The sequence below is a fragment of the Pseudomonas sp. MYb118 genome (genome assembly GCF_040947875.1).
In the GTDB taxonomy this organism is placed as follows: Bacteria; Pseudomonadota; Gammaproteobacteria; order Pseudomonadales; family Pseudomonadaceae; genus Aquipseudomonas.
This window is the reverse complement of record NZ_JBFRXN010000004.1, coordinates 417,062-441,949: the sequence shown is the minus strand read 5'-3', so window position 1 is coordinate 441,949 and position 24,888 is coordinate 417,062. Positions and strand designations below refer to the sequence as shown.

The 24,888-nt window shown below is 63.8% G+C and carries 24 protein-coding genes; 14 read left to right on the top strand and 10 right to left on the bottom strand.

The window, feature by feature from the left end; genetic code table 11:
* The first annotated feature begins 6 nt into the window (after window positions 1–6).
* From ABVN20_RS28030 to ABVN20_RS28020, 3 genes are all read left to right on the top strand, one after another.
* On the top strand, window positions 7–1,614 hold the full coding sequence (locus ABVN20_RS28030) for a carboxyl transferase domain-containing protein (RefSeq protein WP_368559037.1): 1,608 nt from the start codon (window positions 7–9) through the stop codon (window positions 1,612–1,614).
* A 113-nt stretch (window positions 1,615–1,727) separates the two neighbouring features.
* A complete protein-coding gene (locus ABVN20_RS28025) occupies window positions 1,728–2,540 on the top strand; it encodes a gamma-carboxygeranoyl-CoA hydratase (protein ID WP_368559036.1) in 813 nt (270 codons plus the stop codon).
* On the top strand, window positions 2,540–4,489 hold the full coding sequence (locus tag ABVN20_RS28020) for a biotin carboxylase N-terminal domain-containing protein (protein WP_368559035.1): 1,950 nt from the start codon (window positions 2,540–2,542) through the stop codon (window positions 4,487–4,489). The genes ABVN20_RS28025 and ABVN20_RS28020 overlap by 1 nt, the downstream gene beginning before the upstream one ends.
* Before the next feature lie 31 nt (window positions 4,490–4,520).
* Here the strand turns inward: ABVN20_RS28020 and ABVN20_RS28015 are convergent, their stop codons facing one another.
* Window positions 4,521–5,168 carry a LexA family protein gene (locus ABVN20_RS28015; RefSeq protein WP_368559034.1) on the bottom strand — a complete coding sequence of 216 codons (648 nt, stop codon included), beginning with the start codon at window positions 5,166–5,168 and terminating at the stop codon, window positions 4,521–4,523.
* 129 nt (window positions 5,169–5,297) lie between these two features.
* Between ABVN20_RS28015 and ABVN20_RS28010 the strand changes: the two genes are divergently transcribed.
* Window positions 5,298–5,699, top strand: a complete 402-nt coding sequence (locus ABVN20_RS28010; RefSeq protein ID WP_368559033.1) for a DUF3077 domain-containing protein — start codon at window positions 5,298–5,300, stop codon at window positions 5,697–5,699.
* 67 nt (window positions 5,700–5,766) lie between these two features.
* Here ABVN20_RS28010 and ABVN20_RS28005 read toward each other — a convergent pair whose 3' ends face one another.
* The gene (locus tag ABVN20_RS28005) at window positions 5,767–6,024 is read right to left on the bottom strand and encodes a hypothetical protein (protein ID WP_368559032.1); all 258 of its coding nucleotides are present in this window, start codon (window positions 6,022–6,024) and stop codon (window positions 5,767–5,769) included.
* Between the two features lie 96 nt (window positions 6,025–6,120).
* Here ABVN20_RS28005 and ABVN20_RS28000 point away from each other — a divergent pair, with 96 nt between their 5' ends.
* Window positions 6,121–7,272: a M14-type cytosolic carboxypeptidase gene (locus tag ABVN20_RS28000; protein WP_368559031.1), complete on the top strand. Its 1,152-nt coding sequence runs from the start codon at window positions 6,121–6,123 to the stop codon at window positions 7,270–7,272.
* A gap of 80 nt (window positions 7,273–7,352) precedes the next feature.
* Here ABVN20_RS28000 and ABVN20_RS27995 read toward each other — a convergent pair whose 3' ends face one another.
* The 3 genes from ABVN20_RS27995 to ABVN20_RS27985 all read right to left on the bottom strand — a co-directional run bounded on the left by ABVN20_RS27995 (window position 7,353) and on the right by ABVN20_RS27985 (window position 10,464).
* Window positions 7,353–8,705, bottom strand: coding sequence for a hypothetical protein (locus tag ABVN20_RS27995; protein ID WP_368559030.1), 1,353 nt, complete (start codon window positions 8,703–8,705; stop codon window positions 7,353–7,355).
* Between the two features lie 143 nt (window positions 8,706–8,848).
* The gene (locus tag ABVN20_RS27990; protein ID WP_368559029.1) at window positions 8,849–9,394 is read right to left on the bottom strand and encodes a cytochrome b; all 546 of its coding nucleotides are present in this window, start codon (window positions 9,392–9,394) and stop codon (window positions 8,849–8,851) included.
* Entirely contained in the window at window positions 9,391–10,464 is a 1,074-nt protein-coding gene (locus ABVN20_RS27985) for a catalase family peroxidase (RefSeq protein WP_368559028.1), read from the bottom strand. Before ABVN20_RS27985 ends, ABVN20_RS27990 begins: the two co-directional genes overlap by 4 nt.
* A 173-nt stretch (window positions 10,465–10,637) precedes the next feature.
* Here ABVN20_RS27985 and ABVN20_RS27980 point away from each other — a divergent pair, with 173 nt between their 5' ends.
* The gene (locus tag ABVN20_RS27980; RefSeq protein WP_368559027.1) at window positions 10,638–11,144 is read left to right on the top strand and encodes an RNA polymerase sigma factor; all 507 of its coding nucleotides are present in this window, start codon (window positions 10,638–10,640) and stop codon (window positions 11,142–11,144) included.
* Entirely contained in the window at window positions 11,141–11,893 is a 753-nt protein-coding gene (locus tag ABVN20_RS27975; protein ID WP_368559026.1) for an anti-sigma factor, read from the top strand. The genes ABVN20_RS27980 and ABVN20_RS27975 overlap by 4 nt, the downstream gene beginning before the upstream one ends.
* Window positions 11,894–12,052: 159 nt before the next feature.
* Here the strand turns inward: ABVN20_RS27975 and ABVN20_RS27970 are convergent, their stop codons facing one another.
* Window positions 12,053–12,889 carry an IclR family transcriptional regulator gene (locus tag ABVN20_RS27970; RefSeq protein WP_368559025.1) on the bottom strand — a complete coding sequence of 279 codons (837 nt, stop codon included), beginning with the start codon at window positions 12,887–12,889 and terminating at the stop codon, window positions 12,053–12,055.
* Window positions 12,890–13,132: 243 nt separating this feature from the next.
* Here ABVN20_RS27970 and ABVN20_RS27965 point away from each other — a divergent pair, with 243 nt between their 5' ends.
* The 7 genes from ABVN20_RS27965 to ABVN20_RS27935 all read left to right on the top strand — a co-directional run bounded on the left by ABVN20_RS27965 (window position 13,133) and on the right by ABVN20_RS27935 (window position 20,086).
* Entirely contained in the window at window positions 13,133–14,152 is a 1,020-nt protein-coding gene (locus tag ABVN20_RS27965) for an ABC transporter ATP-binding protein (RefSeq protein WP_368559024.1), read from the top strand.
* Window positions 14,149–15,018: an ABC transporter permease gene (locus ABVN20_RS27960; RefSeq protein ID WP_368559023.1), complete on the top strand. Its 870-nt coding sequence runs from the start codon at window positions 14,149–14,151 to the stop codon at window positions 15,016–15,018. Before ABVN20_RS27965 ends, ABVN20_RS27960 begins: the two co-directional genes overlap by 4 nt.
* 6 nt (window positions 15,019–15,024) lie before the next feature.
* Entirely contained in the window at window positions 15,025–15,819 is a 795-nt protein-coding gene (locus ABVN20_RS27955; RefSeq protein ID WP_368559022.1) for an ABC transporter permease, read from the top strand.
* A 7-nt stretch (window positions 15,820–15,826) separates the two neighbouring features.
* The gene (locus tag ABVN20_RS27950) at window positions 15,827–16,117 is read left to right on the top strand and encodes a (2Fe-2S)-binding protein (protein WP_368559021.1); all 291 of its coding nucleotides are present in this window, start codon (window positions 15,827–15,829) and stop codon (window positions 16,115–16,117) included.
* 439 nt (window positions 16,118–16,556) lie between these two features.
* Window positions 16,557–17,912 carry an FAD-dependent oxidoreductase gene (locus ABVN20_RS27945; protein WP_368559020.1) on the top strand — a complete coding sequence of 452 codons (1,356 nt, stop codon included), beginning with the start codon at window positions 16,557–16,559 and terminating at the stop codon, window positions 17,910–17,912.
* Window positions 17,909–19,024, top strand: coding sequence for an NAD(P)/FAD-dependent oxidoreductase (locus ABVN20_RS27940; protein ID WP_368559019.1), 1,116 nt, complete (start codon window positions 17,909–17,911; stop codon window positions 19,022–19,024). The genes ABVN20_RS27945 and ABVN20_RS27940 overlap by 4 nt, the downstream gene beginning before the upstream one ends.
* Before the next feature lie 18 nt (window positions 19,025–19,042).
* Complete coding sequence (locus ABVN20_RS27935) at window positions 19,043–20,086, top strand: ABC transporter substrate-binding protein (RefSeq protein ID WP_368559018.1); 1,044 nt, start codon at window positions 19,043–19,045, stop codon at window positions 20,084–20,086.
* A 136-nt stretch (window positions 20,087–20,222) separates the two neighbouring features.
* On the opposite strand, the gene ABVN20_RS27930 is transcribed toward ABVN20_RS27935, so the two are convergent.
* The 4 genes from ABVN20_RS27930 to ABVN20_RS27915 are packed head-to-tail and all read right to left on the bottom strand — an operon-like array spanning window position 20,223 to window position 24,885.
* Window positions 20,223–21,185 (bottom strand): spore coat protein U domain-containing protein, encoded by a 963-nt coding sequence (locus ABVN20_RS27930; protein ID WP_368559017.1) that lies wholly within the window; start codon window positions 21,183–21,185, stop codon window positions 20,223–20,225.
* The gene (locus ABVN20_RS27925) at window positions 21,182–23,542 is read right to left on the bottom strand and encodes a fimbria/pilus outer membrane usher protein (protein ID WP_368559016.1); all 2,361 of its coding nucleotides are present in this window, start codon (window positions 23,540–23,542) and stop codon (window positions 21,182–21,184) included. Before ABVN20_RS27925 ends, ABVN20_RS27930 begins: the two co-directional genes overlap by 4 nt.
* A gap of 53 nt (window positions 23,543–23,595) precedes the next feature.
* Window positions 23,596–24,354, bottom strand: a complete 759-nt coding sequence (locus ABVN20_RS27920) for a molecular chaperone (protein WP_368559015.1) — start codon at window positions 24,352–24,354, stop codon at window positions 23,596–23,598.
* A 30-nt stretch (window positions 24,355–24,384) separates the two neighbouring features.
* Window positions 24,385–24,885, bottom strand: coding sequence for a spore coat U domain-containing protein (locus tag ABVN20_RS27915; protein WP_368559014.1), 501 nt, complete (start codon window positions 24,883–24,885; stop codon window positions 24,385–24,387).
* Between the last annotated feature and the right edge of the window lie 3 nt (window positions 24,886–24,888).

Below are 24,888 nucleotides of genomic sequence, written 5' to 3'. Positions count from 1 at the left end.
CTGCCCATGGCTATCCTGCATACCCAGCTCAACCCCCGCTCGGCGGAGTTCGCCAGCAACAGCGCGGCGATGCTCGAACAGGTCGACGCCCTGCACACCCTGCTCGCCCAGGTGCAGCAAGGGGGCGGCCCGAAGGCCCAGGAACGGCACACCTCGCGCGGCAAACTGCTGCCGCGCGAGCGCATCAACCGCCTGCTCGATCCGGGCTCGCCGTTCCTCGAGATCAGCCAGCTGGCGGCCTACGAGGTGTACGGTGAAGACGTGCCGGCCGCTGGCGTGATCGCCGGGATTGGCCGCGTGGAAGGCGTCGAATGCATGATCGTCGCCAACGATGCCACGGTCAAAGGCGGCTCGTACTACCCGCTGACCGTGAAGAAGCACCTGCGCGCCCAGACCATCGCCCAGCAGAACCGCCTGCCGTGCATCTACCTGGTGGACTCCGGCGGCGCCAACCTGCCGCGTCAGGACGAAGTGTTCCCGGACCGCGAGCATTTCGGGCGGATCTTCTTCAACCAGGCCAACATGAGCGCCATGGGCATCCCGCAGATCGCCGTGGTCATGGGCTCGTGCACCGCCGGTGGTGCCTATGTACCGGCGATGGCCGACGAAGCGATCATGGTCCGCGAGCAGGCGACGATTTTCCTAGCTGGTCCGCCGCTGGTGAAAGCCGCGACCGGTGAAGTGGTCAGCGCCGAAGATCTCGGTGGTGCCGACGTGCACTGCAAGGTGTCCGGTGTCGCCGACCACTACGCCGAAAGCGACGAACACGCCCTGGCCATTGCCCGGCGCAGCATCGCCAACCTCAACTGGCGCAAGCTTGGCGAAGTGCAGCAGCGCACGCCGATCGCTCCGCTGTACGCCAGCGACGAGCTGTACGGCGTGGTGTCGGCGGACGCCAAGCAACCGTTCGACGTGCGCGAAGTGATCGCGCGGCTGGTGGACGGCTCGGTGTTCGATGAGTTCAAGGCGCTGTTCGGCACCACGCTGGTGTGCGGCTTTGCCCACCTGCACGGCTACCCGATCGCGATCCTCGCCAACAACGGCATCCTCTTCGCGGAAGCGGCGCAGAAAGGCGCGCACTTCATCGAACTGGCCTGCCAGCGCGGTATTCCGTTGCTGTTTTTGCAGAACATCACCGGCTTCATGGTCGGCCAGAAGTACGAGGCCGGCGGCATCGCCAAGCACGGGGCAAAACTGGTGACGGCGGTGGCCTGCGCCAAGGTGCCGAAATTCACCGTGATCATCGGCGGCAGTTTCGGTGCCGGTAACTACGGCATGTGCGGCCGGGCCTACGACCCGCGCTTTTTGTGGATGTGGCCGAACGCGCGCATCGGCGTGATGGGCGCCGAACAGGCCGCCGGTGTGCTGGTGCAGGTCAAGCGCGAGCAGGCCGAGCGCAGTGGCCAGGGTTTCAGCGCCGAACAGGAAGCCGAGATCAAGCAGCCGATCCTCGACCAGTACGAAGAGCAGGGCCACCCGTATTACTCCAGTGCACGCCTGTGGGACGACGGGGTCATTGACCCGGCGCAGACCCGCGACGTGCTGGCCCTGGCCTTGTCCGCGTCGCTGAACGCGCCAATCGAACCGAGCCGCTTCGGCGTGTTCCGGATGTGATCCTCTCTGTAGGAGCGAGCTTGCTCGCGATGGCGGTGTATCAGAAATAGTTGGTTCGACTGACACGCCGCTTCGCGAGCAAGCTCGCTCCTACAGAATAAAGAGTGCAAGCCATGAGCGATTTCAACACCCTCGAACTGCTGAACGACCCAAGGGGTTTTGCCACCCTGTGGCTCAGCCGCGAAGAAAAGAATAATGCGTTCAACGCCGAGATGATCCGTGAACTGATCCTCGCCCTGGACCAGGTCTCGGCCGACCCTGCCCTGCGCTTCCTGCTGGTACGCGGGCGCGGCAAGCACTTCAGCGCCGGCGCGGACCTGGCCTGGATGCAGCAGTCTGCTGAACTCGATTACCACACCAACCTCGACGACGCCCGGGAACTGGCGGAGCTGATGTACAACCTGGCCAAGCTGAAAATCCCGACCCTGGCCGTGGTGCAAGGCGCGGCGTTCGGCGGCGCGCTGGGCCTGATCAGTTGCTGCGACATGGCCATCGGCACCGACGACGCGCAGTTCTGCCTGTCGGAAGTGCGCATCGGCCTGGCACCGGCGGTGATCAGCCCATTCGTGGTGCAGGCCATCGGCGAACGCGCGGCCCGTCGCTACGCCCTGACCGCCGAGCGCTTCGGCGGGCAACGGGCGCGGGAACTGGGCCTGGTGTCGGAAAGCTATCCATTAGAGGAGCTGGAAGCCAAGGTCGAGCAGTGGATCGACAACCTGCTGCTCAACAGCCCGGCCGCCATGCGCGTCAGCAAGGACCTGCTGCGCGAAGTCGGCAACGGTGCCCTGACCCCGGCGCTGCGCCGCTACACCGAAAACGCCATCGCCCGCATCCGCGTCAGCCCCGAAGGCCAGGAGGGCCTGCGTGCCTTCCTGCAAAAGCGCGCGCCAAGCTGGCAAGCACCCACCACCAAGGAGCCGCGTTGATGAGCGCACCTGTGATTACTTCTCTGCTGGTGGCCAACCGCGGCGAAATCGCCTGCCGGGTGATGCGCACCGCCAAGGCGCTGGGCCTGACCACCGTGGCCGTGCACAGCGCCACCGACCGTGACGCCCGGCACAGCCGCGAAGCGGACATTCGCGTTGACCTGGGCGGCAGCAAGGCCGCCGACAGCTACCTGCAGATCGACAAGCTGATCGCCGCCGCCAAGGCCAGCGGCGCCCAAGCCATTCACCCGGGCTATGGTTTCCTGTCAGAAAACGCCGGCTTCGCCCGTGCGATCGAGGCGGCCGGCCTGATCTTCCTCGGCCCGCCCGCCTCGGCCATTGACGCCATGGGCAGCAAGTCGGCGGCCAAGGCGCTGATGGAAACCGCCGGCGTGCCGCTGGTACCTGGTTACCACGGTGAAGCCCAGGACCTCGACACCTTCCGCGAAGCCTGCGAACGCATCGGTTACCCGGTGCTGCTCAAGGCCACCGCCGGCGGTGGCGGCAAAGGCATGAAAGTGGTCGAGGACGTCAGCCAACTGGCCGAAGCCCTGGCCTCGGCCCAGCGTGAGGCGCAATCCTCGTTCGGCGATTCGCGGATGCTGGTCGAGAAATACCTGCTCAAGCCGCGCCACGTGGAGATCCAGGTGTTCGCCGACCAGCACGGTCATTGCCTGTACCTCAACGAGCGCGATTGTTCGATCCAGCGCCGCCACCAGAAGGTCGTCGAGGAAGCCCCGGCGCCAGGCCTGAGCCCCGAGCTACGCCGGGCCATGGGCGAAGCGGCGGTGCGTTCGGCGCAGGCCATCGGTTACGTCGGCGCCGGCACCGTGGAATTCCTGCTGGATGCCCGCGGCGAGTTTTTCTTCATGGAGATGAACACGCGCCTGCAAGTCGAGCACCCGGTCACCGAAGCCATCACCGGCCTCGACCTGGTGGCCTGGCAGATCCGCGTCGCCCGTGGCGAAGCGCTGCCGATGACCCAGGACCAGGTGCCGCTCAACGGCCACGCTATCGAAGTGCGGCTGTACGCCGAAGACCCAGGCAATGACTTCCTGCCGGCCACCGGGCGCCTGGAACTGTACCGCGAGTCCGCCGCCGGGCCGGGTCGACGGGTCGACAGCGGCGTCGAGGAAGGTGACGAGATTTCCCCGTTCTACGACCCCATGCTCGGCAAGCTGATCGCCTGGGGTGAAGACCGTGAGCAGGCACGCCTGCGCCTGTTGAGCATGCTCGACGAATTCGCCATTGGCGGGCTCAAGACCAACATCAACTTCCTGCGCCGTATCATCGCGCACCCGGCCTTTGCCGGCGCCGAGCTGGATACCGGTTTCATCCCGCGTTACCAGGAGCAGTTGCTGCCGGCCCCGACCGGCCTTGGCGATGAGTTCTGGCAAGCCGCCGCGCAGGCCTTCGCGCAAAGCCAGCCGGGCACGCCACGCGCCGATGACGTCAATTCGCCCTGGGGCCACGGCAACGGTTTTCGCAGTGGGCTGCCAGCCGAGACGACCCTGCACTTGAGTTGCGAGGGCCAGGATCGGGCGCTGACGCTGGCCGACAACCCGTCGATGCAGCTCAAGGGCGAACAGCTGTCGACCGACCATCACGGCGTGCGTCGCCAGCACCGGGCGATCCGTCGCGACGGCGTTGTCTACCTGCAATGGGACGGTGAGCTGCGCCGGATCGAGGCCTATGACCCGATCAGCGCAGTGGAAGCCAGCCACAGCCATCAGGGCGGACTGACCGCGCCCATGAACGGCAGCATCGTGCGGGTGCTGGTGCAAGCCGGGCAATCGGTGGAAGCCGGCGCGCAGCTGGTGGTGCTCGAGGCCATGAAGATGGAGCACAGCATTCGTGCGCCCCACGCCGGGGTGATCAAGGCCTTGTATTGCCAGGAAGGCGAGATGGTCGGCGAAGGCAGCGCGCTGGTCGAACTGGAAGAAGCGTGAAAACAAGGGAGGTCCCGCGCCCGGCGCGGGATCAGAACCTGGCGGTGGCCTGAACCACCACGCCGATGATGCGGCAGGCGTCGGTGAACAGGGCCTTCGGATACGTCGGATTGAGCGGGACCAGGTAACGCTGCCCGCCCTCTTCGATCAGCTTGCGGAACGTCGCCTCGGTGCTGCCCGCCCATTGCGCGATCACCAGTTTTCCGGGCTCAGGCACGATGGCCGGGTCCACCAGAATCATCATGCCCTCGGCGATACTGACCCCACTGGGTGCCGTCATCGCGTCGCCCGCCACCCGCAACCAGAACGCCGCGCCCTGTGCGTGGTAGTCGGTCAGCTCGAATGCGGCCTTGTGGTATGTCGCCGGCTCGCCATCGCGCACCTCGCAGGTTTCTCGCCAGTCGCTGACCGGATAGCGGAAGTACGGGTTGTACTTTCGCACCAGGTCCTGGCTGTCCTCCCTCGATGCATCAGGCTCGCGGATGACCAGCGCCACTTCGAGAAAATCCATTCCCAGCGCCTGCAGCACCCGATTCATGTCGTCGATACCCGGCTGACGACGCTTGTTCAGCCAGTGGCCGATGCCACCCTGCGACATCCCGAGGCGTTCGGCGAGTATCTCCTGAGTGACGTTGAGTTCACTCATCTTGGCCTTGACCAATTCAATCCATTTATCCATGTGGCGCACGATACGTCGAGGACTCCGGCCATCAAAACACAAATTGTAGTATTAAAGCTTTGGTCACAAATACAATTCGTACTAGGATGAAATCACGGATCTGAACCTTTCACGGAGTTTGCCAGCGCCATGACCATCCCCAATAAAGAACTGCCCGATCTGCAAATAGATACCTCCCTCTCCTCTCCCCTGGGATCGGCGGCCGCGCGACGGGCGCTGGATTACTACTTGAAACCGGCTGTTTCGGAGGACGTGGTGGAAGATCGTTTTTTTGATGTGAACCAGAATGTCAGCAACGAAGAAGCCCTGGTGCGAGCCATCGAGCTGTTGTGCTGCGCCTCTGCCACGGCCAATGAGTCAGCGAGTCATCTGCAGGGTCCGCCGAGGGACCTGGCGATTTCGTCCGTGCACATGATTGAAATGGCCAAGGCATTGCTCGACCGATCACTGGACAGGATTCAATTGGGGGAGAGAGGAACGGTGGTGAGGGGCGCAGAAAAAATTTTCAATCGCGCAGATAAAATCGTTTGACTTGCAAACGAGAATGATTATTATTGCACTCAGCTGGTCGCGAGATCAGTCGATTGTCCAAGGGACCTTAGGTCGGTCTCCTGGACACTCTCCTCATCAGGCTAATCACGGTTTTTGACCCGGCTTTTTGCCGGGTCTTTTTTTTGGCCAGTTTTTCTGGCTTGACCTTCAGGCTAATGAAGTCTTTGGGTGTTGCGAATTCGATGGCGCGGATAATATCAAAAGAATATCTGTTGGCAAGGGAAGCCCGGCAACATTGGGTAAAACTAATGGCAAATAGCACTTGAGAATCAATCTCATAATCTCTAAGCTGCTGGCGCGTCAAGGAAGACGCCCCCTTCCTGCACCCCGTAATTTCTCCCGGTTTTTCCCCTCCCAAGGTGTAAAGTAGCGGCCATAAAAATCATATTCAGGAACCGATATGACCGTGGCCAAATCCTCCTTGAGCATCACTTCGAACTTCGACAGCGGCAACATCGACGTGCTGGACCTCAGCAATCCGCTGCAACCGCTATTGGCCATCCGGCCCGATACCCGCAGCCCGCACTTCCAGTGGTTTCACTTCAAGGCCAGCGGCCTGCATGTGGGCCAGGAGCATTGGTTCCGCCTGAGCAATGCGAGCAAATCCTCCTACAACAAAGCCTGGACCGGCTATCAGGCGGTGGCGTCCTACGATCACGTCAACTGGTTCCGCGTACCCACCATTTTCGAAGGCGATGCCCTGCGTTTCAGCCTTGAAGCCACCGCCACCCACGCCTGGTTCGCCTACTTCGAACCCTACAGCCGTGGCCGCCACGACTGGCTGATCGAGCAGGCACTGACCAAGGCCGGCACCGAACTGCTGGCCACCGGCAAGAGCGTTGAAGGTCGGGACATCCAGCTGCTGCGCAAAGGCACCGGCGCCGAAGGCCAGCGCAAGGTATGGATCATCGCCCAGCAACACCCTGGCGAACACATGGCCGAGTGGTTCATGGAAGGGGTGATCGAACGCCTCGAACACCACGACGATCCGGTGTTGAACAAACTGCTGGCCAGTGCCGATCTGTACCTGGTGCCGAACATGAACCCGGACGGTGCTTTTCACGGCCACCTGCGTACCAACGCCATGGGCCAGGACCTCAACCGCGCCTGGCAGAATGCGAGCCCGGAGATCAGCCCTGAAGTGTTCTTCGTCCAGCAACAAATGGAACAGTACGGCGTCGACCTGTTCATCGACGTGCACGGCGACGAGGAAATCCCCCACGTATTCACCGCCGCGTGCGAAGGCAATCCCGGTTACACACCGCGCATCGAACAGCTCGAAGAGCACTTCCGCAACCACCTCAAGCACACCACCAAGGACTTCCAGACCAAATACGGTTATGTGCGTGACGAACCGGGTCAAGCCAACATGACCCTGGCCTGCAACGCCGTTGGCCAGAAGTACGACTGCCTGTCCCTGACCCTGGAAATGCCATTCAAGGACCACGACGACCACCCGAACCCGCTCACCGGCTGGTCGGGCAAGCGGTCGAAGCAGTTGGGCAAGGATGTGCTGACGACGGTGGCGGAGATGGTCGACAAGTTGCGCTGATTTCTCTCTGGATCAAAATATCGAAGCCTTCGCCCGTTCTGCCGGCGAAGGCCTCGATCCCATCCAACGGTCACCGGCCTCTACTTTTTCGTCAGACTTTCATACGGCTTTGCATAAGCGATATTGCTCGGACCTGACTTCGAACCATCAGCGAACACCGCCACCACGTAGTACGGCATGCTCGCGCTCGCCACATTGTGCAGAACTGCATCCGGGGTCGTACTCTCCCCGAGTTTTTTATAGGGTTGCAGCACATTGTCCTTACCCATCACTTCATATTTGACGGCGCGTGGCGACTGCTGCCACCGGAAAGCGACACTGCCGTATGAAGACGACGTGAACGTGAAGCGGCCAGGCACCTTCGGCACGAAGTGCGCGTAAGCCGACATTCTCTCGGCGTTTTCACGCCAGACCCTGGCGGTATCGGCGGTCACCGCATTCCCTCGTGGCAGACCGAATTCATCTTTTACATCCGGATTGGAAAAGTAGAGTTTCCGATTCCAGCCGCACAACAGACTGCTCGATTTTCCATTGTCATAACCGAAGCGATAACTGGCCGTTCCATCGTTGCAATGATGACTTCCCGCGTTGTGGCCCAGCTCATGCGCGAAGGTCAAAGGAGCATCAGACACCCCAATGGCCAGTCTCCCCGGCATCTGACCGTAACCCACCCCTCCGCCAACGATCTGGGCAAAGTTTCCGTAAATCAGATCGGGTTCATACTTTGCAATGCCATCGGCAAACAAGCTGGCCAACTTGTTCACGGTCTCTGGCGTGATGGGGTGATCCTGAGGAATCACCTCAATCCCGACCAAACGAAAGGAGACGCCGGACACCAATGAGTTACGAAGCGCCAGGTTGACCAGTTCAACCTTCGCCAACGCGTCGGCGTTTACATCGCCCCCCATTCGATCGACACCTGCCTGGGAATACCCCATCAGTAAGTCGATGACTTTCGGCTCGGCGTTATCAAGCGTTGCGGCTGTACCGATCTTCTCATTCGGGTTGACGACGGCATCATCAATATTTGCGTCGAAATCCGGCTCTGGAACGAATCGAGCCGCCCCCTGGCTACTGACGAATAAAGTGCCTTGGCGGCCTTGCCTATCAACGATCGCGGTCAAACTGCCATCGGTGCCACGAACGGTTACCAGGGACCCATCGGATTTATCCGGCATGCTCAGGCTGCCGCTTTCAACGGTGTAACCGTTGACGACTTTCGAACTCGATCGCTGGAAAGTGCCCGGCGCAATCAAGTCCGCATACAACTCCGCCGTCGACTTAGCGCCAACACTCTGCACAGCCCATTGCTTCGCCTCCCCGTGATCTTGCGAAGGTGCATGCGCGCACGCACCCAGGCCCGCGCCGATCGAGACAATCGACAACGCGGAGCCCACCTGACGCCAACACAGAAAACCTGCAGTCTTGGACATGATCGTTCTCCCGAAAAAAACCCATCCATTGCTCTCGGACTGACCTTCTTCGGGGCCACTGCAGTCTTCGAGCATTGAACAGGCTTTTTTCGGGAGGCGTAACTGTCAAAGTTGACAGTTACGCGATGCTTGCCGTCAGACGATCAACCGCGATCCTTGCCCCGCAACATGCTGTCCAGCACGTCATCGCGCCGTACCCAGCCATGAAACAGCGCCGCCGCCAGGTGCAGCAGCACGGTCAGGAACAGCAGGTATGCCAGATAGCCGTGGGCCTTGCGCAGGAAGGCGAACAGCTGTGCATTGGCCGGTACGATCGAAGGCAATTGCAACGAGCTGCTGAGCATCACCGGCTCGCCCGAGGCCGAAATCATCGCCCAGCCCAGCAACGGCAACACCAGCATCAGGGCGTACAACAGGACATGCGAAGCCTTGGCCGCCAGCACTTGCCAACCGGGCAGGTCGGCCGGCAGTGGTGGTTGCCGGGTGGAGAAGCGCACGATCAGGCGCACGATCACCAACAGCAGGATGGCGACCCCCAGGGGCTTGTGCAGATGAATCAGCCACTCATGACGCTCGGACACGGACGCGACCATGCCGGCGCCGATAAACAGCATGGCGATGATCATCAGCGCCATCAGCCAGTGCAGCAGCCGCGCCAGCGGGGCGAAGTGGTTCGGTTGGGCGCTCATTGGTGAGCCTCCTGTTTGGCGGCGGGCAATTGGCTGACTTCACTGGTGCGGCGCAGGTAGGACGTGGCGTAGGCAGCGGAGCGCGCGGCCAGCAGCGGGTCGTCGGAACCCTCGATGCCGGCGGGCAGCACCAGCGGGTCGTAGTTGATGTCGCGGCATTCGCCATCGAGCTGCGGCTGGGTGCTTTCCAGGACCAGGGTGCCGGCGTTGATCACCTTGCGCCCTTCGGGCCAGGGCTTGCTGGCGTCGTTGGTGGGGTCACCGGGGTTGGCCAGGGTGATCAGCAACTGCCAACGCAACGGGCCGGTGGCGATGCGTTGCACCAGGTCCTTCTCGAGAAAATCACCGCCCTCGGGCGCCGTCGCGCCCGGCGCGTCCTTGGCCACCGGCACCATGTTCCAGCGCACCGCCTGCTTCTGCCCGCTGGCGTTGACCAGGTAAAACGCGTTGACGCTGTTGTAGGTTTCTGTCACGTAGCTGGCCGATGGCTTGGCGGTTTTCACCCAGGCCAGAAATGGCGCGGCTTCCGGGTGCGAGGCGAAGAATGCCGGCGCAGCGGCGGGGTCCGGTTTGCCGGTGGCGGGTAGCGGCGACAGCGCCTGCTGGAACTGGTAAAACGCTTCGGGCGTGCCCACCGGGAACACCGGCATGCTGTTCATCCCGGTGCGCCACTGCTGGCCGTTGGCCTGGGTGAAGCGCAACGCCAGGCTTCGAATCGGCACGGCGCTGTCCGGTGCGTAAGGGTTGCCGGGCGGCAAGGCGAAACGCCCGACCACCGGGGTGCGGGCGTCGTTGAACACCTGCGCGGTGGAGTAGCTGCGGGCCTCGCCGCTGCTTTCGAAATGGCCGATCACGCACACACCTTTGGCGTGGTTGCGACGAAACCCCGGGTGCATGCCGTTGTTGGTTTCCAGCACGTTGATCAGTTTCTTCGGCGTCAGGCGTTGTGGGTCGAAGGTGCCGTTGACGTAGGCAAAAGCCCCGGCGACGGCGCCAACCACCACGGCGATAGCGGCCAGGCGCAACACCCGGCTCGCGCCGCTCAAGGGCGGTGATGAGCGATCTACCATGAAAGACTCCAGGGCCTGCGGCCACAAGTGAGAAGAATCAGGCAGACGCACCGCCCACCGGTTTATTCCATCGCCCAGTATTTATTTTTCCAGGCGTGGAATAACCTCGGCTCCCAGGCGTCTCTCCAGTTCACAGCGTAGTAGTCCACAGCCTGGTGACTTGCGAAGACTTGATGAACGATCTCGACGAACAACTACGGGAAATCATTCCCCGATTGCGCCGCTTTGCCGTGTCGTTGACGCGCAACCCCAGCAGCGCTGACGACCTGGTGCAGTCGTGCCTGGAGCGCGCGTTGTCCAGTTGGGGCGACAAACGCCCCGAGGGCGACTTGCGGGCCTGGCTGTTTGCGATTCTGTACCGGCAGTTTCTCGACGCGCATCGCCGTTCGCACCGTTATGCGCGGATGCTCGAATTTTTCACCGGACGCGACGACAGCGAGCCGTCGGCGGAGCGTACGGTGCTGGCTCAATCGACGCTTGAAGCGTTCGACCAGCTCAGTACCGAACAGCGCGCCCTGCTGCTCTGGGTATCGGTCGAGGGCCTGAGCTACAAGGAAGTCGCCGAGATCCTCGACGTGCCCACCGGCACCGTCATGTCGCGCCTGTCCCGTGCCCGCCAGGCCTTGCGCCAGCTCAGCGACGGTGAAATCACCCGCCCTTCCCTGCGGAGACTCAAATGATCAGCATGCCCCCGAGCGAACGCGACCTGCACGCGTACATCGACCACCAGCTCGGTGAAGACGACCGCCGCCTGGTGGAGACCTTTCTCGCCGGCAACCCGGCCGTGGCCGCACAAGTACGCGCCTGGCAACAGGACGCCCAGCAACTGCGCGCCGCCCTCGGCGGGGCCTTGCAGCAACCGGCCAACCCGGCACTCGACCCGGCACTCATCCGCCAGCGCCTCAAGCGCCAGTCGCGGCGCTATCTGGCCAGCGCGGCGGTGCTGTTGATCGCCGTGAGCATCGGTGGTTTCAGCGGTTGGAAGGCCCGGGAGATCACCATCCTCAGCGCCGCCCAGCCGATGGGCGATGCGATGCAGGCTTACCGCCTGTTTGCCCAGCAAGGCATGCTGCCAGCGGACTACAAAGTCAGCGACACGGGCGACATACAGGGCTGGCTCGACCGCTATTTCATCCAGGCCAATCGCCTGCCCGACCTTTCGCACGCGGGGTTCAGCCCGGTCAGCGGGCGCCTGCTCAGCACCGAACAGGGGCCGGCGGCGATGGTGGTGTACGAGGATCGCGGCGGCAACAAGGTCAGCTTCTACGTGCGTCCGCCGGGGCCGAAGAATTTCATGTTGCCGCGGGGCAGCCGCACGGACGGCGAGTTGCAGGCCGAGTACTGGTCGGGGGGTGGCTACAACTACGCGATGGTCAGCCCGAACGATACGGAAGCGGCGCGGATGTTGAGGCAGACGGTGAACTTCTGAGTAACTTTCTGCCTACATTGGAAATTCACCCCTACCCCTGTGGGAGCGAGCCTGCTCGCGATGGCGGTGTATCAGTCACCGAATGTGGTAACTGACATACCGCCATCGCGAGCAGGCTCGCTCCCACAGGAGGGGGGGTAGATCGGTTCACCTTAAATCTCACCCCTGCCCAAACACCTGCGAAGGCCTTCGCAGCAACGGATCGAACGGATTGATCCGCGGCCCGATCAGCGCCGCTTCGCGCTTGAGCATCTCCACCACGGTGGGCAGGCGATCCGGGCCCAGGCGATCGGTGATGGTCGCGACACTCAGCGCCGCCACCGCCCGCCCCTCGCGATCGAGGATCGGCACCGCCAACCCGGCCATGCCTTGCAGCACGCCGGTGTTGCGCCCGGCGTAGCCCAAGGCCCGCACGTTCTCGACTTCGGCGCGCAGGAACACTTCGTCGTACAGATGAAAGTCCTTGAGCCGCGGCAGGTTGTAGCGGATCACCGTGTCGCGCTCTTCTTCCGGCAGGAACGCCAGGATCGCCAGGCTGCCCTGGCCAACACCCAACGCCACGCGCCCGCCGATGTCGCCGGTGAAGGTGCGGATCGGAAACGGCCCTTCACTGCGGTCCAGGCAGATCGCATCAAAACCACTGCGCGCCAGCAGAAACAACGAATCGCCCAACGAAGCGGAAAGCCTGAGCAACGAGGGCCGCACCAGCTCGCGCAGGTTGCCGGTATTGCCCGCTCGGGCGGCCAGCGCGAAGAACTCCAGGCTCAGGCGATAACGCTTGCTGCGCCCGTCCTGCTCGACCATGCCCTCGTCCATCAGGCTGCGCAGCAGGCGGTGGGTGGTCGGCTGCGACAGGCCGATGCGCTGGGCCAGTTGCGTCACACGCTCGCCGCCCTCGACGGTGTCACCGAGGGTACGCAGCACGGCAAACAATCTGGAGACCGCACCGACACCGACTTCATTTTTGATTTCATTCCGCTCAGTGGAATCAGTCATGGCGTTTCTCAATAATTAATTTATCCACTGAATGAAACCGAAAATAGTCATCTATCCAGTGAAATAGACCATTGAGCCCATCCTAGTCTTCGTCCTACTCTGCGTCCATACAGGGGCGATTCGAACAACAGCGGCAGCCGACTCCAGTCGAGCGCCAACGCACCCCGCAAGACCTTTCGTATCTGCCCATACAAAAAAGCGCGACTTCTGGCCGCGCATAACAATCACAGGTGGAGCGCACTGATGGCTTTCGTGCAACTTGAACGACTTGGCAAACGCTATGGCGACATCGACGCCGTGGTGGCCACCGATCTCTCGGTCGAAAAAGGCGAATTCGTGTCCCTGCTCGGCCCCTCCGGCTGCGGCAAGACAACGACCCTGCAAATGATCGCCGGCTTCGTCGAAGTCACCAGCGGGCGCATCCTGCTCGACGGTCGCGACATCACCCACGCCAAACCCGCCAGCCGTGGCCTGGGCGTGGTGTTCCAGAGTTACGCGCTGTTCCCGCACATGACCGTCAAGGACAACGTCGCCTTCGGCCTGCGCATGCGCAAGGTGGCCAACGGCGAGTTGCAGCAACGCGTCGAGCGGGTGCTCAAACTGGTGCGCCTGGACCAGCATGCCGAGCGTTACCCACGGGAATTGTCCGGCGGCCAGCGCCAGCGCGTGGCCCTGGCCCGGGCCCTGGTGATCGAGCCGCCGGTGCTGCTGCTCGACGAGCCGCTGTCCAACCTCGACGCCAACCTGCGCGAAGAGATGCAATTCGAAATCCGCCGTATCCAGCGTGAAGTCGGCATCACCACGCTGATGGTCACCCACGACCAGTCGGAAGCGCTGTCCATCAGCGACCGCGTGGTGGTGATGCAGGCCGGGCGCATCACCCAGATCGACGCGCCCTACACCCTCTACGAACACCCGCGCACCGAGTTCATTTCCGGCTTTGTCGGCAAGGCCAACCTGCTGCCCGGCACGCGTGACAGCGCCGGTGTGGTCGAGGTCCGCGCCGGTGGCGAGCTGACCCTGAGCCTGCGCCCGGAAAAGATCGACCTGTGCGAGGCCGGTGCCGGTCGTGTACAGGGCCGCATCAATAGCCGCTTCTTTCTCGGCAGCCAATGGCTGTACGGCGTCGGCACCGAGCTGGGCGACATCAGCGTAGTGCGTCGCAACGACGGCTCCGCGCCGCTGGGCGAAGGCACCGCGGTCGGCCTGGACTGGGACACAACGCTGCTGCGGGTGCTGAGCACCGACGAGGTGGTGGCATGAGTACGCTGGCCGCGCTGCGTCAGGGACGCCAGGGTTACCTGTTGTCGGCACCGGCACTGGCACTGTACGTGTGCCTGCTGGTGATCCCGCTGCTGCTGACCCTGGTGCTGTCGTTCAACGTGTTTGACTACGGCACCGGCATCGACAGCCAGGCCTACACCGTCGATCACTACAGCAGCCTGCTGGGTGATCCGTACTTCTACGAAATCTTCCTGCGCACGTTCTGGATCAGCGCCCTGACCACCCTGCTGTGCGTGCTGATCGGCGTGCCCGAGGCCTACATTCTCAGCCGCATGGGCGCGCCGTGGCGCTCGATCTTCCTGGTGCTGATCCTCACCCCGCTGCTGATTTCGGTGGTGGTGCGCGCCTTCGGCTGGAGCCTGTTGCTCGGTGCCGACGGCCTGGTCAACCAAGTCCTGCAAGCCCTCGGCGGCTCGCCGATGAAGCTGCTCTACACGCCCTTCGCGGTGGTCATCGCGCTGGTCCACGTGATGCTGCCGTTCATGATCATCCCGGTGTGGACCTCGCTGCAGAAGCTCGACCCCGCCGCCGAGCAGGCCGCGCTGTCGCTGGGGGCCAGCCACTTCACGGTGATTCGCAAGGTGGTGCTGCCGCAGATCATGCCTGGCGTGCTGTCCGGCACCCTGATCGTGTTCGGCCTGGCTGCCAGCTCGTTCGCGATTCCCGGCCTGCTCGGCGGGCGGCGGATCAAGATGGTCGCCACGCTGATCTACGACCAGTACCTGTCGGAACTCAACTGGCCGATGGGCGCGGCCATCGCCGTCGCGCTGCTGTTGCTCAACCTGCTGATCATGCTGTCGTGGAACCGCATGATCGAAGGCCGCTACAAGAAGTCACTGGGGTAATTCGTCATGTCCAAGAACGGTCCTTTCGCCCTGCTGTTCCATACCCTGGTGGTGCTGTTCATGCTCGCGCCGCTGGTGGTGGTGTGCCTCGTGGCCTTCACCCCGGAGAACACCCTGAGCCTGCCGACCACGGAGTTTTCCCTGCGCTGGTTCCGCGCGGTGTTCGAGCGTGCCGACTTCATCGACGCGTTCTACAACAGCCTGATCCTGGCGTTCAGCGCCGCGAGTCTGGCGACACTGATCGCGGTGCCGGCGGCGCTGGCGATCACCCGCTTCGAGTTCCCCGGCCGCGACTTCTTCAACGGCCTGTTCCTCTCGCCGATCATCATCCCGCACCTGGTGCTGGGTGTCGCCCTGCTGCGCCTGTTCGCCCTGATGGGGGTCAACGGCAGCTTTGCCTGGCTGATCTTCGCCCATGTGCTGGTGATCACCCCGTATGTGTTGCGCCTGGTGCTGGCCTCGGCCATCGGCCTGGACCGCAGCGCCGAACACGCCGCGCAATCGCTGGGAGCCGGGCGTTTCACGTTGTTCCGCCAGATCACCCTGCCGATGATCCTGCCGGGGGTCGCCGGGGGCTGGCTGCTGGCGTTTATCAACAGTTTCGACGAGGTGACGCTGTCGATCTTCGTCACCTCCCCGGCCACGCAAACCCTGCCGGTGCGCATGTACGTGTACGCCACCGAATCCATCGACCCGATGATGGCGGCGGTGTCGGCCCTGGTGATTGCGCTGACCGCGCTGACGATGATTCTGCTCGATCGGGTCTATGGCCTGGATCGGGTCCTGGTGGGTAAACAATGAGGGCGCCATGGCTCTGCTGAAACGACTGGCCGAGGGCGACCGCCCGGCCGTGCACTTTACCCTCGACGGCGAACCCGCCAGCGGCCTGCTCGGCGACACCGTGCTGACGGCGGTGCTGACGGTGAGCGAACACTTGCGCGGCAGCGACTTCAGCGCCGAACCCCGCGCCGGCTTCTGCCTGATGGGCGCCTGCCAGGACTGCTGGGTACGCCTGGGCGACGGCCGCCGCGTACGCGCCTGCTCGACAATGCTCGAAGCGGGCGAACACATCAGCCGCGAACCGGGGCGGTGCCTGTGAGTTTCTTCATGGATCGCTCTGGCCCCATCGCGAGCAGGCTCGCTCCCACAGGGGGGATGCGCCGGACAGCAAATGTGTGGTTTTCCCCTATCAACTGTGGGAGCGGGCTTGCTCGCGAAGGCGGCGTGCCTGTCACCACAGATGTTGCCTGTTCTACCGCCATCGCGAGCAAGCTCGCTCCTACAGGGGGGCTGAGTCGGGCACAAAAACTGTGGTTGTCCCCAATCAACTGTGGGAGCGAGCCTGCTCGCGATGGCGGTGTGCCTGTCGCCACAGATGTTGCCTGTTCTACCGCCATCGCGAGCATGCTCGCTCCTACAGGGGGGCTGAGTCGGGCACAAAAACTGTGGTTTTCCCCAATCAACTGTGGGAGCGAGCCTGCTCGCGATGAGGCCCGAACCGGCACCCCAAATCCCCCAGCCACACAGACGAGGTACCTATGAACCCGGTCGTCATCATCGGCGCCGGCCCTGCTGGCATTCGTGCCGCGCAGACGCTGGTGGCCCACGGCGTGCGTCCGGTGTTGCTGGATGAAGCGGCGCGTGGGGGCGGGCAGATCTATCGGCGCCAGCCGGCCAATTTCAAGCGCTCGGCAGTCAAGCTCTATGGCTTCGAAGCACGCAAGGCCAACGCCCTGCACCAGGCCCTCGACACCCTGCGCGATCAGCTCGACTACCGCCCCGACACCCTGGTGTGGAACGCCGAACACAACACCCTCGACACCCTGCACGCCGGTCGCACCGCCCGCCTGGCATTCTCCCGGATCATCGTCGCCACCGGCGCCACCGACCGCGTGTTGCCGGTACCCGGCTGGACGCTGCCCGGCGTGTACAGCCTGGGCGCCGCGCAGATTGCGCTGAAGTTCCAGGGCTGCGCCATCGGCGAACGGGTGGTGTTCGCCGGCAGTGGGCCATTGCTGTACCTGGTGGCCTATCAATACGCCAAGGCCGGGGCGAAGGTGGTCGCGGTGCTCGACAGCGCGCCCTTCAGCGCCCAGGCCCGCGCCGTGCCGGGGCTGCTCGCGCAACCGGCCACCCTGGCCAAGGGCATCTATTACCGCAGCTGGCTGACCGCCCACGGCATCCCGGTGCACCAGGGCGCCACCCTGCAAAATATCGACGGTGAGCAACGCGCGCAGTCGCTGCAGTGGTCCGACGCCCGCGGCACTCACCGCCTGGCTTGCGATGCCGTGGCGTTCGCCCACGGCCTGCGCAGCGAAACCCAATTGGCCGACCTGCTCGGCTGCGCCTTCGCCTGGAACCCGCTCAACCGCGCCTGGCTGCCACAACGCGACAACGCCGGGCGCAGCAGCGTCGGCGAGGTCTATCTGGCCGGTGACGGCGCCGGCATCATGGGCGCCGACGCCGCCGAAATGGCCGGCGAGCGCGCCGCCCTCGCCCTGCTGGAAGACAGCGGTTTTCTGATCCAGCCTCCACGCGGCGCGCAACTGGAACACCAACTCAGCCGCGTCGAGCGCTTCCGCCATGGCCTGGAACGCGCCTTCGTCTTTCCCGAAAACTGGGCCGCCGATACCGCCGACGACACCCTGATCTGCCGCTGCGAAGAAGTCCGTGCCGGCGACATCCGAGCGGTCGTGCGTGAGGGTCACTGGGAAATCAACCGGGTCAAGGCCCACTGCCGGGTCGGCATGGGTCGCTGCCAGGGGCGCATGTGTGGGGCCGCGGCGGCAGAAATCATCGCCTGCGAAAGCCAGCGCGAGGTATCCGAGATCGGCCGGCTGCGCGCACAGGCGCCGATCAAGCCATTGCCGTTTGGCCTGGAGGTCGAGCCATGATCGAAGTCGATGCAGTGATCATTGGTGGCGGCATCGTCGGTTCATCCGCGGCGCTGTTTCTCAGTCAGGCCGGCCGCCGCGTGGCGCTGCTCGAGCGGGACTTCTGCGGTTCGCATTCCAGCGGCGTGAACTACGGCGGCGTGCGCCGTCAGGGGCGGCCGCTGTCGCAACTGCCGCTGTCGCAACGCGCCCACGACATCTGGGGCCGCTTGCCGGCGTTGATCGGCATCGACGGCGAGTACCAGCGCAGCGGCCACTTGAAACTGGCGCGCAGCCTCGCTGACTTGCAGGCCTTGCACGATTACGCCGCCAGCAGCCAGGGCTATGGCCTGGACCTGCAATTGCTCGACCGGACGCAACTGCGCGCACGTTTCCCGTGGGTGGGCGACGTGGCCGTAGGCGCCTCTTTTTGTCCGGACGACGGCCACGCCAACCCGCGACTGGTCTCCCCCGCGTTTGCCCGCGCCGCTGCCAGGCACGGCGCGCAGGTGCATGAACAATGCGCGGTCAGCCACGTGGCGCACGACGGCCAGCGCTTTCACGTGCGCACGCAAAGCGGCCTGGAGCTGCGCGCACCCTGGCTGCTCAATTGTGCCGGTGCCTGGGCCGGCACTCTTGCCGAACAGTTCGGCGAAGCGGTGCCGATGCATTCCGGTCACCCGGCGATGCTGGTCACCGAACCCCTGCCGCTGGTGATGGACGCCAGCACCGGCGTCGAAGGCGGCGGCATTTATGCCCGCCAGGTGGCGCGCGGCAATTGCGTGCTGGGTGGCGGCCAGGGCTTTGCCCAAGACACCGCCCGCGCCCGCCCCGGCCAGCACGCAGTGATCGAGATCCTGCGCCAGGCCGTCGAGCTGTACCCGTTTCTGGAAGGCGCCCAGGCCATTCGCACCTGGAGCGGCACCGAAGGTTACCTGCCTGATCGCCAGCCGGTGATCGGCCACAGTGGCACCCAAACCGGTCTGCTGCATGCGTTCGGCTTTGCCGGCGCCGGCTTCCAGATCGGCCCTGCGGTGGGCCAGGCGCTCACCGAGATCATCTGCGGCGGCGCCTCAACCACGCCGCTGGATGCGTTTTCCATCACCCGGTTTCACTCCATCTCCGTTGCTTGATAGAGGAAGGTCGCGCTTATGAATAACGTCAAACGCACTGCACTGCTCGGCTCCTGCCTGGGCGCCCTGCTCGCCGTCGGCCAGGCCCAGGCCGAGCCGACGCTGTACCTGGGCATGAACGGCGGCACCATGGAACGGCTCTACGCCGACAAGGTGCTGCCGGCCTTCGAAAAGGCCAACAACGTCAAGGTGGTGATCGTGCCGGGCACCTCCGCCGACATCCTGGCCAAGGTCCAGGCCAGCAAAGGCAACCCGCAGATGCACGTGATGTTCCTCGACGACGGCATCATGTACCGCGCCATCGCCATGGGCCTGTGCGACAAGCTCGAAGACAACCCGACCCTGGCGCAGATCCCGGCCAAGGGCCGCATCAAGGACCAGGCCGTGGCGGTCAGCCTCGGCGTGACGGGGCTGGCGTACAACACGCGGCTGTTCAAGGAAAAAGGCTGGGCGGCGCCGACCTCGTGGATGGACCTGGCCGACCCGCGCTTCAAGGACAAAGTGGTGTTCCAGTCGATGGCCTCGTCGACCTTCGGCCTGCACGGCTTCCTGATGTTCAACCGGATCCAGGGCGGCAGCGAAACCAACGTCGAACCGGGCTTCAAGGCCTGGCCGAACACCGTCGGGCGTAACGTGCTGGAGTACATCCCGAGCTCGGCGAAGATTTCCGAAATGCTGCAGACCGACGAAGCAGCGCTGTTCCCGCTCACGCCCACCCAGGTCACGGCGCTGAAGCTCAAGGGCATGCAGGTCGAATACGCACAGCCCAAGGAAGGCTCGGTGGTGCTCAACGTCGCCGAATGCACCATCGCCAACAACACCCAGCCGGAACTGGCGCAGAAACTCGCCGCGTTTCTGCTGACCCCGGAGGCGCAAGCCATCGCCCTGGAAGACGGCGATCAGATCCCGTCCAACCCCAATACCCCGACCACCGACAAGACCCATGGCCAGGTGGAGGCGATGAAGCAGTACCTGGAAACGGCGATTGCGGTGGACTGGGACAAGGTCAACGAACTGCGCCCTGAGTGGAACGCGCGCTGGAACCGTAGCATCGAGCGATAGAGCCTGATTGTACAACCTGAGGGAACGATTAAACCTGTGGGAGCGGGCTTGCTCGCGAAAGCGGTGTGTCAGACCAGTATTCGGTGACTGACACACCGCTTTCGCGAGCAAGCCCGCTCCCACAGTTTCACATCACTCAAAACCCCACATCCAGCACCACATTGTCCAGGTAGGTCCCCGCTGGCGGTGTGGTCTGGTCGGTGTAGATCTTCGCGTTGTAGTTGAAGATCTGGCTGCCGGTGCCCTGCCCGTTGCCGGGGTTGACCTCGGCATCGGTGCCGGCCCGCCGCGCCGCGCCGACACTGCCCCAGCGTGTGGTGCCGCTGCCCTTGAAGATGTCATAGGCCAGGTAGTTGCTGCCGGAGATCATCCGCCGACGGCCGCCGGCACTGACGGGGTTCTGCCCATCACTCAGGCCCACGGTATAGGCGCTGTCCTTGGTGCACGCCAGGTTGATCGTCTGGCCGGTGACGGCTGCAAACCCGCTGACCACCGGTGCGCTGCCAAACGCGATGTTCGGCGCCGTGATGGTACAGTCGTTGGACACGGTCATGTTGACCGTCAAGGTGGTGTTGCCGCTGCTGGTGTCACGCCCCAGGCAGGCCCCGAGCGCGCCAATGCCGGCACAATAATCCCAAGTCCAGGCAATGCTCAGGGTTTCGGTATAGAGCCCTGCGGCCACGTTGCTGCCGACGATGGTGCCCAGATAGATCGGCGCGGTTTTCGGCACGACACTGCCCAGCAGTCCCAGCGCATCAATAATGCCGTTGCGGGCGAAATCGAAGTCCACACCACGGGTGATCGGGTAGTTGGTGCTGTTGTTGGCATACAGCGTGTAGCCGATCACATCACCTTTGGGCCCGAGCAGACCGGATTGGGTCGACGTGATTTTCGCGTAGAAATGGTCGTTGGTGGTCAGCAACGACAGCAACGACCCCGTGCAACGCAGGCCGGCATTGAGCGTCGAGCTGGGTTGCGACGCCGTGCGCACCGCAATCGAACTCACCGAACCAAACGACGCCGGTGTCGTAGGAACCGCCGAACACAACGCCCACACCGATCCCGGCAGGCAAAGCAGCACCAGCGCCAGCCACCTCATGGCCGGCACACCAGTGGGCCGATCAGCGGGATCTGCTCCTGCTGCACATCCACGGCGAATTGCACCTCACAGCTTTTGCCATCCGCCAGGCTCACCTTCAGGGTGTTCTGCGCCTTGAGGTCTTCCAGGTACACCAGCCCGTCCCAGCCCACCACCGTCTGCGTGCCACTCTGTTCATGCAGCACGCCGCTGCCCAGCGGCAGGTCCTGTTGCTGAGCGTCCACCAGCACGATGCTCGCGGCGACCACCCGGCTCAAGGGGAACTCCAGCAGGTAACCGCTACCCCGGCGCACGGCAATCCGTTGCTCGACATTCGGGCTGCGCACGTTGGCCGGCAGGTTCAGCGGGTCGATTTCGTACTTGCCACGGTAGTAGGCGCTGCTCCATGGCACCAGCAGGTGGCCGTTGCGATCGGTCTGGCCGACCTGCTGGTTTTCGTAACGCACCGGGATGTCGGCAAAACCGTCGGTGCTGACCACCACGAAGGCATCGTCGATACGATTGGCCGCGAACACCTGCTTGTCCATCCACACCAGCGAACCGCTGGCATCGGCCCAACGGGTTTCGGCGTCGTTGGTGCCGTAGACACCGGCCTGCAACTGCACCGATTGCAGGCGCCAGGTCAGGTCGGCCTGACGATACGAAGGCCCGTCACCCTGGCCGTAACCGAGGCTGAAGCCAACCCCGCCCTGGGTGGGCACGGCGCGGCTGTAGTTGACCCGCTGCTGGGTTTGCCCGGTATTGCTGCGCTCGCTGCTGATGGCCAGGCTGCCGTACAGGTCGAACGGAATGACCAGTTGCGCCTGCACCGCCCAGTTGCTGTCGCCGATTTCGCGGTTGGCCGACAGGTAGAAACTGCTGTTGTGCCACAGCGGTTTGTTCCATGTCAGGTTGAGCAACCGCGTGCGCGAATCGTCGGCCGCGCGGATGTCGAAATAACCCACGCCCAGGCTGCCCCAACGTTCGAGGTTGACGCTCAGGGTCGCCTGCTCACTGCGCCGGCTCAATGTGGTGAACGTGCTGTCGACCACCGTCAGGTCGGCATAACGGTCGCGGCGCTGCAAACGCTGGTAGGAAAAACTGTAGCGCTGGCTGCTGTACTGATAACCAACACTCAGTTGCTGACCGCTGTCACCGTCGAACCGGCTTTGGCTGACGGCGGTGTTCAGTACGCCAAAATTGCCCAGGCGCAGGTTGCCACCGATGCCGCCCAGGGTCAGCGAATCCGAGGCTTCGGCGTGGCTCTCCAGGGTGAAGCTGTCGCTGACGCCATAACGCAAACTGCCGGAGGTCACCCCCGGTCCGTAGGAGAAATCACGCAGGCCGTAGTCCCGCCGCAGGGAGCCGGCGGCCACGGAAAAATCACTCAGGCCCTTTTGCAGCAGACTGCTGGTGACGTAGAACGGCACCGTGGTCGAGACCTGTCGGCCCAATGCGTCGGTGGTGACCACCACCGCTTCACCGGCGCCATTGATGAACGGCACATTGGTCAGCGTGTAGGGGCCGGGCTGAAGACCGGCGCTGCTGGACTTGTAGCCATTGATGAACAGGTCGACCGACGACGGCACCGCCGCCTCCCCGGCGAACTGCGGCAACGGGTAGGTCACCAGGTCGGGCCGTACGCCAAAGTCCCTGGACAGTTGCACCCCGCCCATGCGCACCGAACTGCTCCAGGGCAAGGCACCGCTGACCAGGTCACCGCCCTCGTAGGTCAGCAGGCGCTCGTCATCGGAATAGCGCCAGGTGGTGTCGTAACGCAGGTAGCCGTTGTTCAACGCGCTGAGTGAATCCCCCGACAGCGTGCGCCGATACTGCCCGGTGTTGGACAGCGTGCCCCAACTGTCGAACAGCCGCACTTCGTTCCACGCGGCAAGATAAGTGCCGGCATCATCGGTGTCGTTCAGGTACAGGTCGTAGTTGAACAAGGCGCCGAAACTGCTCAGGGCCTGGGTACGCGGGTAGGTGTTGCGATTGCCGATGAACTGCTCCGGCAGCCAGTTTGGCGGTACATCGAGCAGCAAGCGCTGGCCGTTGCCGTCGTACTGACTGTGCAGACCCGGCAGACCATCGAGATCGACTTCGGCACCGAGGCCGTCCGGCAGCTTCATGCCGGTTTCCCGCAGCGCGCTGGCCGGCAGGAAAAACCGCCCGTTACGCTGCTCCACCGCGACGACGCGCCCGGTATTCATCTGATTGACCACCAATTCCAGGAACAACTGCGCATCAGCCACGGCCTCCATGCCGCTGGGTGGAGGCGGCAAGTCACCGGCTCCGGACGAGTGAACGAACATCAGGCAACCTACACAACCGATCACCCGCAACGGACACTGGAAACTGCGAGCCAGGCGCTGGCTCATTACCGCTGTACGTCCGTCAATGGACCTTGCCCTCCCTGCCCCTCACCCTTGCGTCAGCGTGCCGGCGCAATACTCTGCAGTTGCGGCGCACCGTTGACCCGGACCTGCAACGCCGGCTCGCCGGCCATCGGTCCCGGCGCCGGCCAGCGCATGATCGCCCCCGGCAGCACGTAGCCGAGCAGGCCGTCCACCATCGGCCGCGACTGGCCGCCCTGCTTGAGCGAGACATCGGTCAGGCGCGCATGCACCGCGCCGCGGTTGCGCACTTCGACATAGGGCTGGCCATCCACCGCCACCGAGCGCCAGCTCAGGTCCGGCAGGCCGGCGCTTTTCGGATCACGTTTGCGGCTGGCGTCCTCCTTGCTCCACAGACCCGCGCCGTAAGCGAACAACGGCACCGAGTAACGCATCTGGAAACGAATCGCCGCCGCCGTCTTGCCGTCCTCAGCGACGGGCGGTCTTGCCGAGGGGATTTCGTCGATGATGATGCGATAGGCCAGTTCCTGCCCCGGCGCAATGTCCCGGGTGCGGGTCAGGCGCACCAGTTGTTTCTGGCCCGGCTCGATCTTCGCCACGGGCGGGCTGCCGATGACATCGCGCTGATTCTGGTACTGGTCGCTGAAATCGCTCTGGCTCCAGGCGAACACACGAATCTGCAGATTCGCCGTTTCATCGCCACGGTTTTCCAGCCACAGGGCACTGGCCTGCTGATCGGCCTCCAGCACCGGATCAATCGGCCAGATCAGTACCGAACTGGCCGCCTGCGCCTTGATCGCCGCCAACAGCAGCAACGCCCCTACTGCATGACGCATATACCCGCTCCTTGTGTCTGCCCAACTCGTTCAAAACGACAGCTGCACTTGCAGCACATCGCTGTAAGTCCCCCCAGGCTGATTGCCCGGCAATTGCACCTGGCCGTAGATCGGCAGGCGGATGTTATTGGCGTCGGCATAGGCCACCGTCACGCTTTGACCGATGCCCAGGCTCTGGCTGTAGGCTGCATCGCGGAACAACTGATAGGCCACCCGATTGCTGCCGGTGCTCAACTGCATGTGCCGCCCGCTGTTGTTGTACTGGCCGCCATCGACGCTCATGGTCAGGGTCACACCCGGTGTGCATTGCAACTGCACCCCCGCCGTAAGGGCCACTCGCACGGTGCTGGTGGCCAACGCCGACTGGCTGCCGAAATTCAGGCTGCCGTAGTTCGACACCCCGCCCACCACCAGGCAGCCCGGCACCACCGTGGCGCTGACCTGGAAGCTCTGGCTGGTGGCCGCCGTCAGCGGCGCGGGCAGGCTGATCGTGCAGATCACCAGCAGCGCGGCCCATCCCTGGCGCTTCATCGC

Coding starts and splice junctions, on each gene's coding strand:
- ABVN20_RS28010 (WP_368559033.1), top strand. CDS start 5,298: ATGACCATCCCCAATAAAGAACTGCCCGATCTGCAAATAGATACCTCC.
- ABVN20_RS28020 (WP_368559035.1), top strand. CDS start 2,540: ATGAGCGCACCTGTGATTACTTCTCTGCTGGTGGCCAACCGCGGCGAA.
- ABVN20_RS27990 (WP_368559029.1), bottom strand. CDS start 9,394: ATGAGCGCCCAACCGAACCACTTCGCCCCGCTGGCGCGGCTGCTGCAC.
- ABVN20_RS27945 (WP_368559020.1), top strand. CDS start 16,557: ATGAACCCGGTCGTCATCATCGGCGCCGGCCCTGCTGGCATTCGTGCC.
- ABVN20_RS28000 (WP_368559031.1), top strand. CDS start 6,121: ATGACCGTGGCCAAATCCTCCTTGAGCATCACTTCGAACTTCGACAGC.
- ABVN20_RS27935 (WP_368559018.1), top strand. CDS start 19,043: ATGAATAACGTCAAACGCACTGCACTGCTCGGCTCCTGCCTGGGCGCC.
- ABVN20_RS27960 (WP_368559023.1), top strand. CDS start 14,149: ATGAGTACGCTGGCCGCGCTGCGTCAGGGACGCCAGGGTTACCTGTTG.
- ABVN20_RS27950 (WP_368559021.1), top strand. CDS start 15,827: ATGGCTCTGCTGAAACGACTGGCCGAGGGCGACCGCCCGGCCGTGCAC.
- ABVN20_RS27930 (WP_368559017.1), bottom strand. CDS start 21,185: ATGAGGTGGCTGGCGCTGGTGCTGCTTTGCCTGCCGGGATCGGTGTGG.
- ABVN20_RS27925 (WP_368559016.1), bottom strand. CDS start 23,542: ATGAGCCAGCGCCTGGCTCGCAGTTTCCAGTGTCCGTTGCGGGTGATC.
- ABVN20_RS27965 (WP_368559024.1), top strand. CDS start 13,133: ATGGCTTTCGTGCAACTTGAACGACTTGGCAAACGCTATGGCGACATC.
- ABVN20_RS27940 (WP_368559019.1), top strand. CDS start 17,909: ATGATCGAAGTCGATGCAGTGATCATTGGTGGCGGCATCGTCGGTTCA.
- ABVN20_RS27955 (WP_368559022.1), top strand. CDS start 15,025: ATGTCCAAGAACGGTCCTTTCGCCCTGCTGTTCCATACCCTGGTGGTG.
- ABVN20_RS28025 (WP_368559036.1), top strand. CDS start 1,728: ATGAGCGATTTCAACACCCTCGAACTGCTGAACGACCCAAGGGGTTTT.
- ABVN20_RS28030 (WP_368559037.1), top strand. CDS start 7: ATGGCTATCCTGCATACCCAGCTCAACCCCCGCTCGGCGGAGTTCGCC.
- ABVN20_RS27980 (WP_368559027.1), top strand. CDS start 10,638: ATGAACGATCTCGACGAACAACTACGGGAAATCATTCCCCGATTGCGC.
- ABVN20_RS27975 (WP_368559026.1), top strand. CDS start 11,141: ATGATCAGCATGCCCCCGAGCGAACGCGACCTGCACGCGTACATCGAC.
- ABVN20_RS27915 (WP_368559014.1), bottom strand. CDS start 24,885: ATGAAGCGCCAGGGATGGGCCGCGCTGCTGGTGATCTGCACGATCAGC.
- ABVN20_RS28015 (WP_368559034.1), bottom strand. CDS start 5,168: ATGGATAAATGGATTGAATTGGTCAAGGCCAAGATGAGTGAACTCAAC.
- ABVN20_RS27920 (WP_368559015.1), bottom strand. CDS start 24,354: ATGCGTCATGCAGTAGGGGCGTTGCTGCTGTTGGCGGCGATCAAGGCG.
- ABVN20_RS27995 (WP_368559030.1), bottom strand. CDS start 8,705: ATGTCCAAGACTGCAGGTTTTCTGTGTTGGCGTCAGGTGGGCTCCGCG.
- ABVN20_RS27985 (WP_368559028.1), bottom strand. CDS start 10,464: ATGGTAGATCGCTCATCACCGCCCTTGAGCGGCGCGAGCCGGGTGTTG.
- ABVN20_RS27970 (WP_368559025.1), bottom strand. CDS start 12,889: ATGACTGATTCCACTGAGCGGAATGAAATCAAAAATGAAGTCGGTGTC.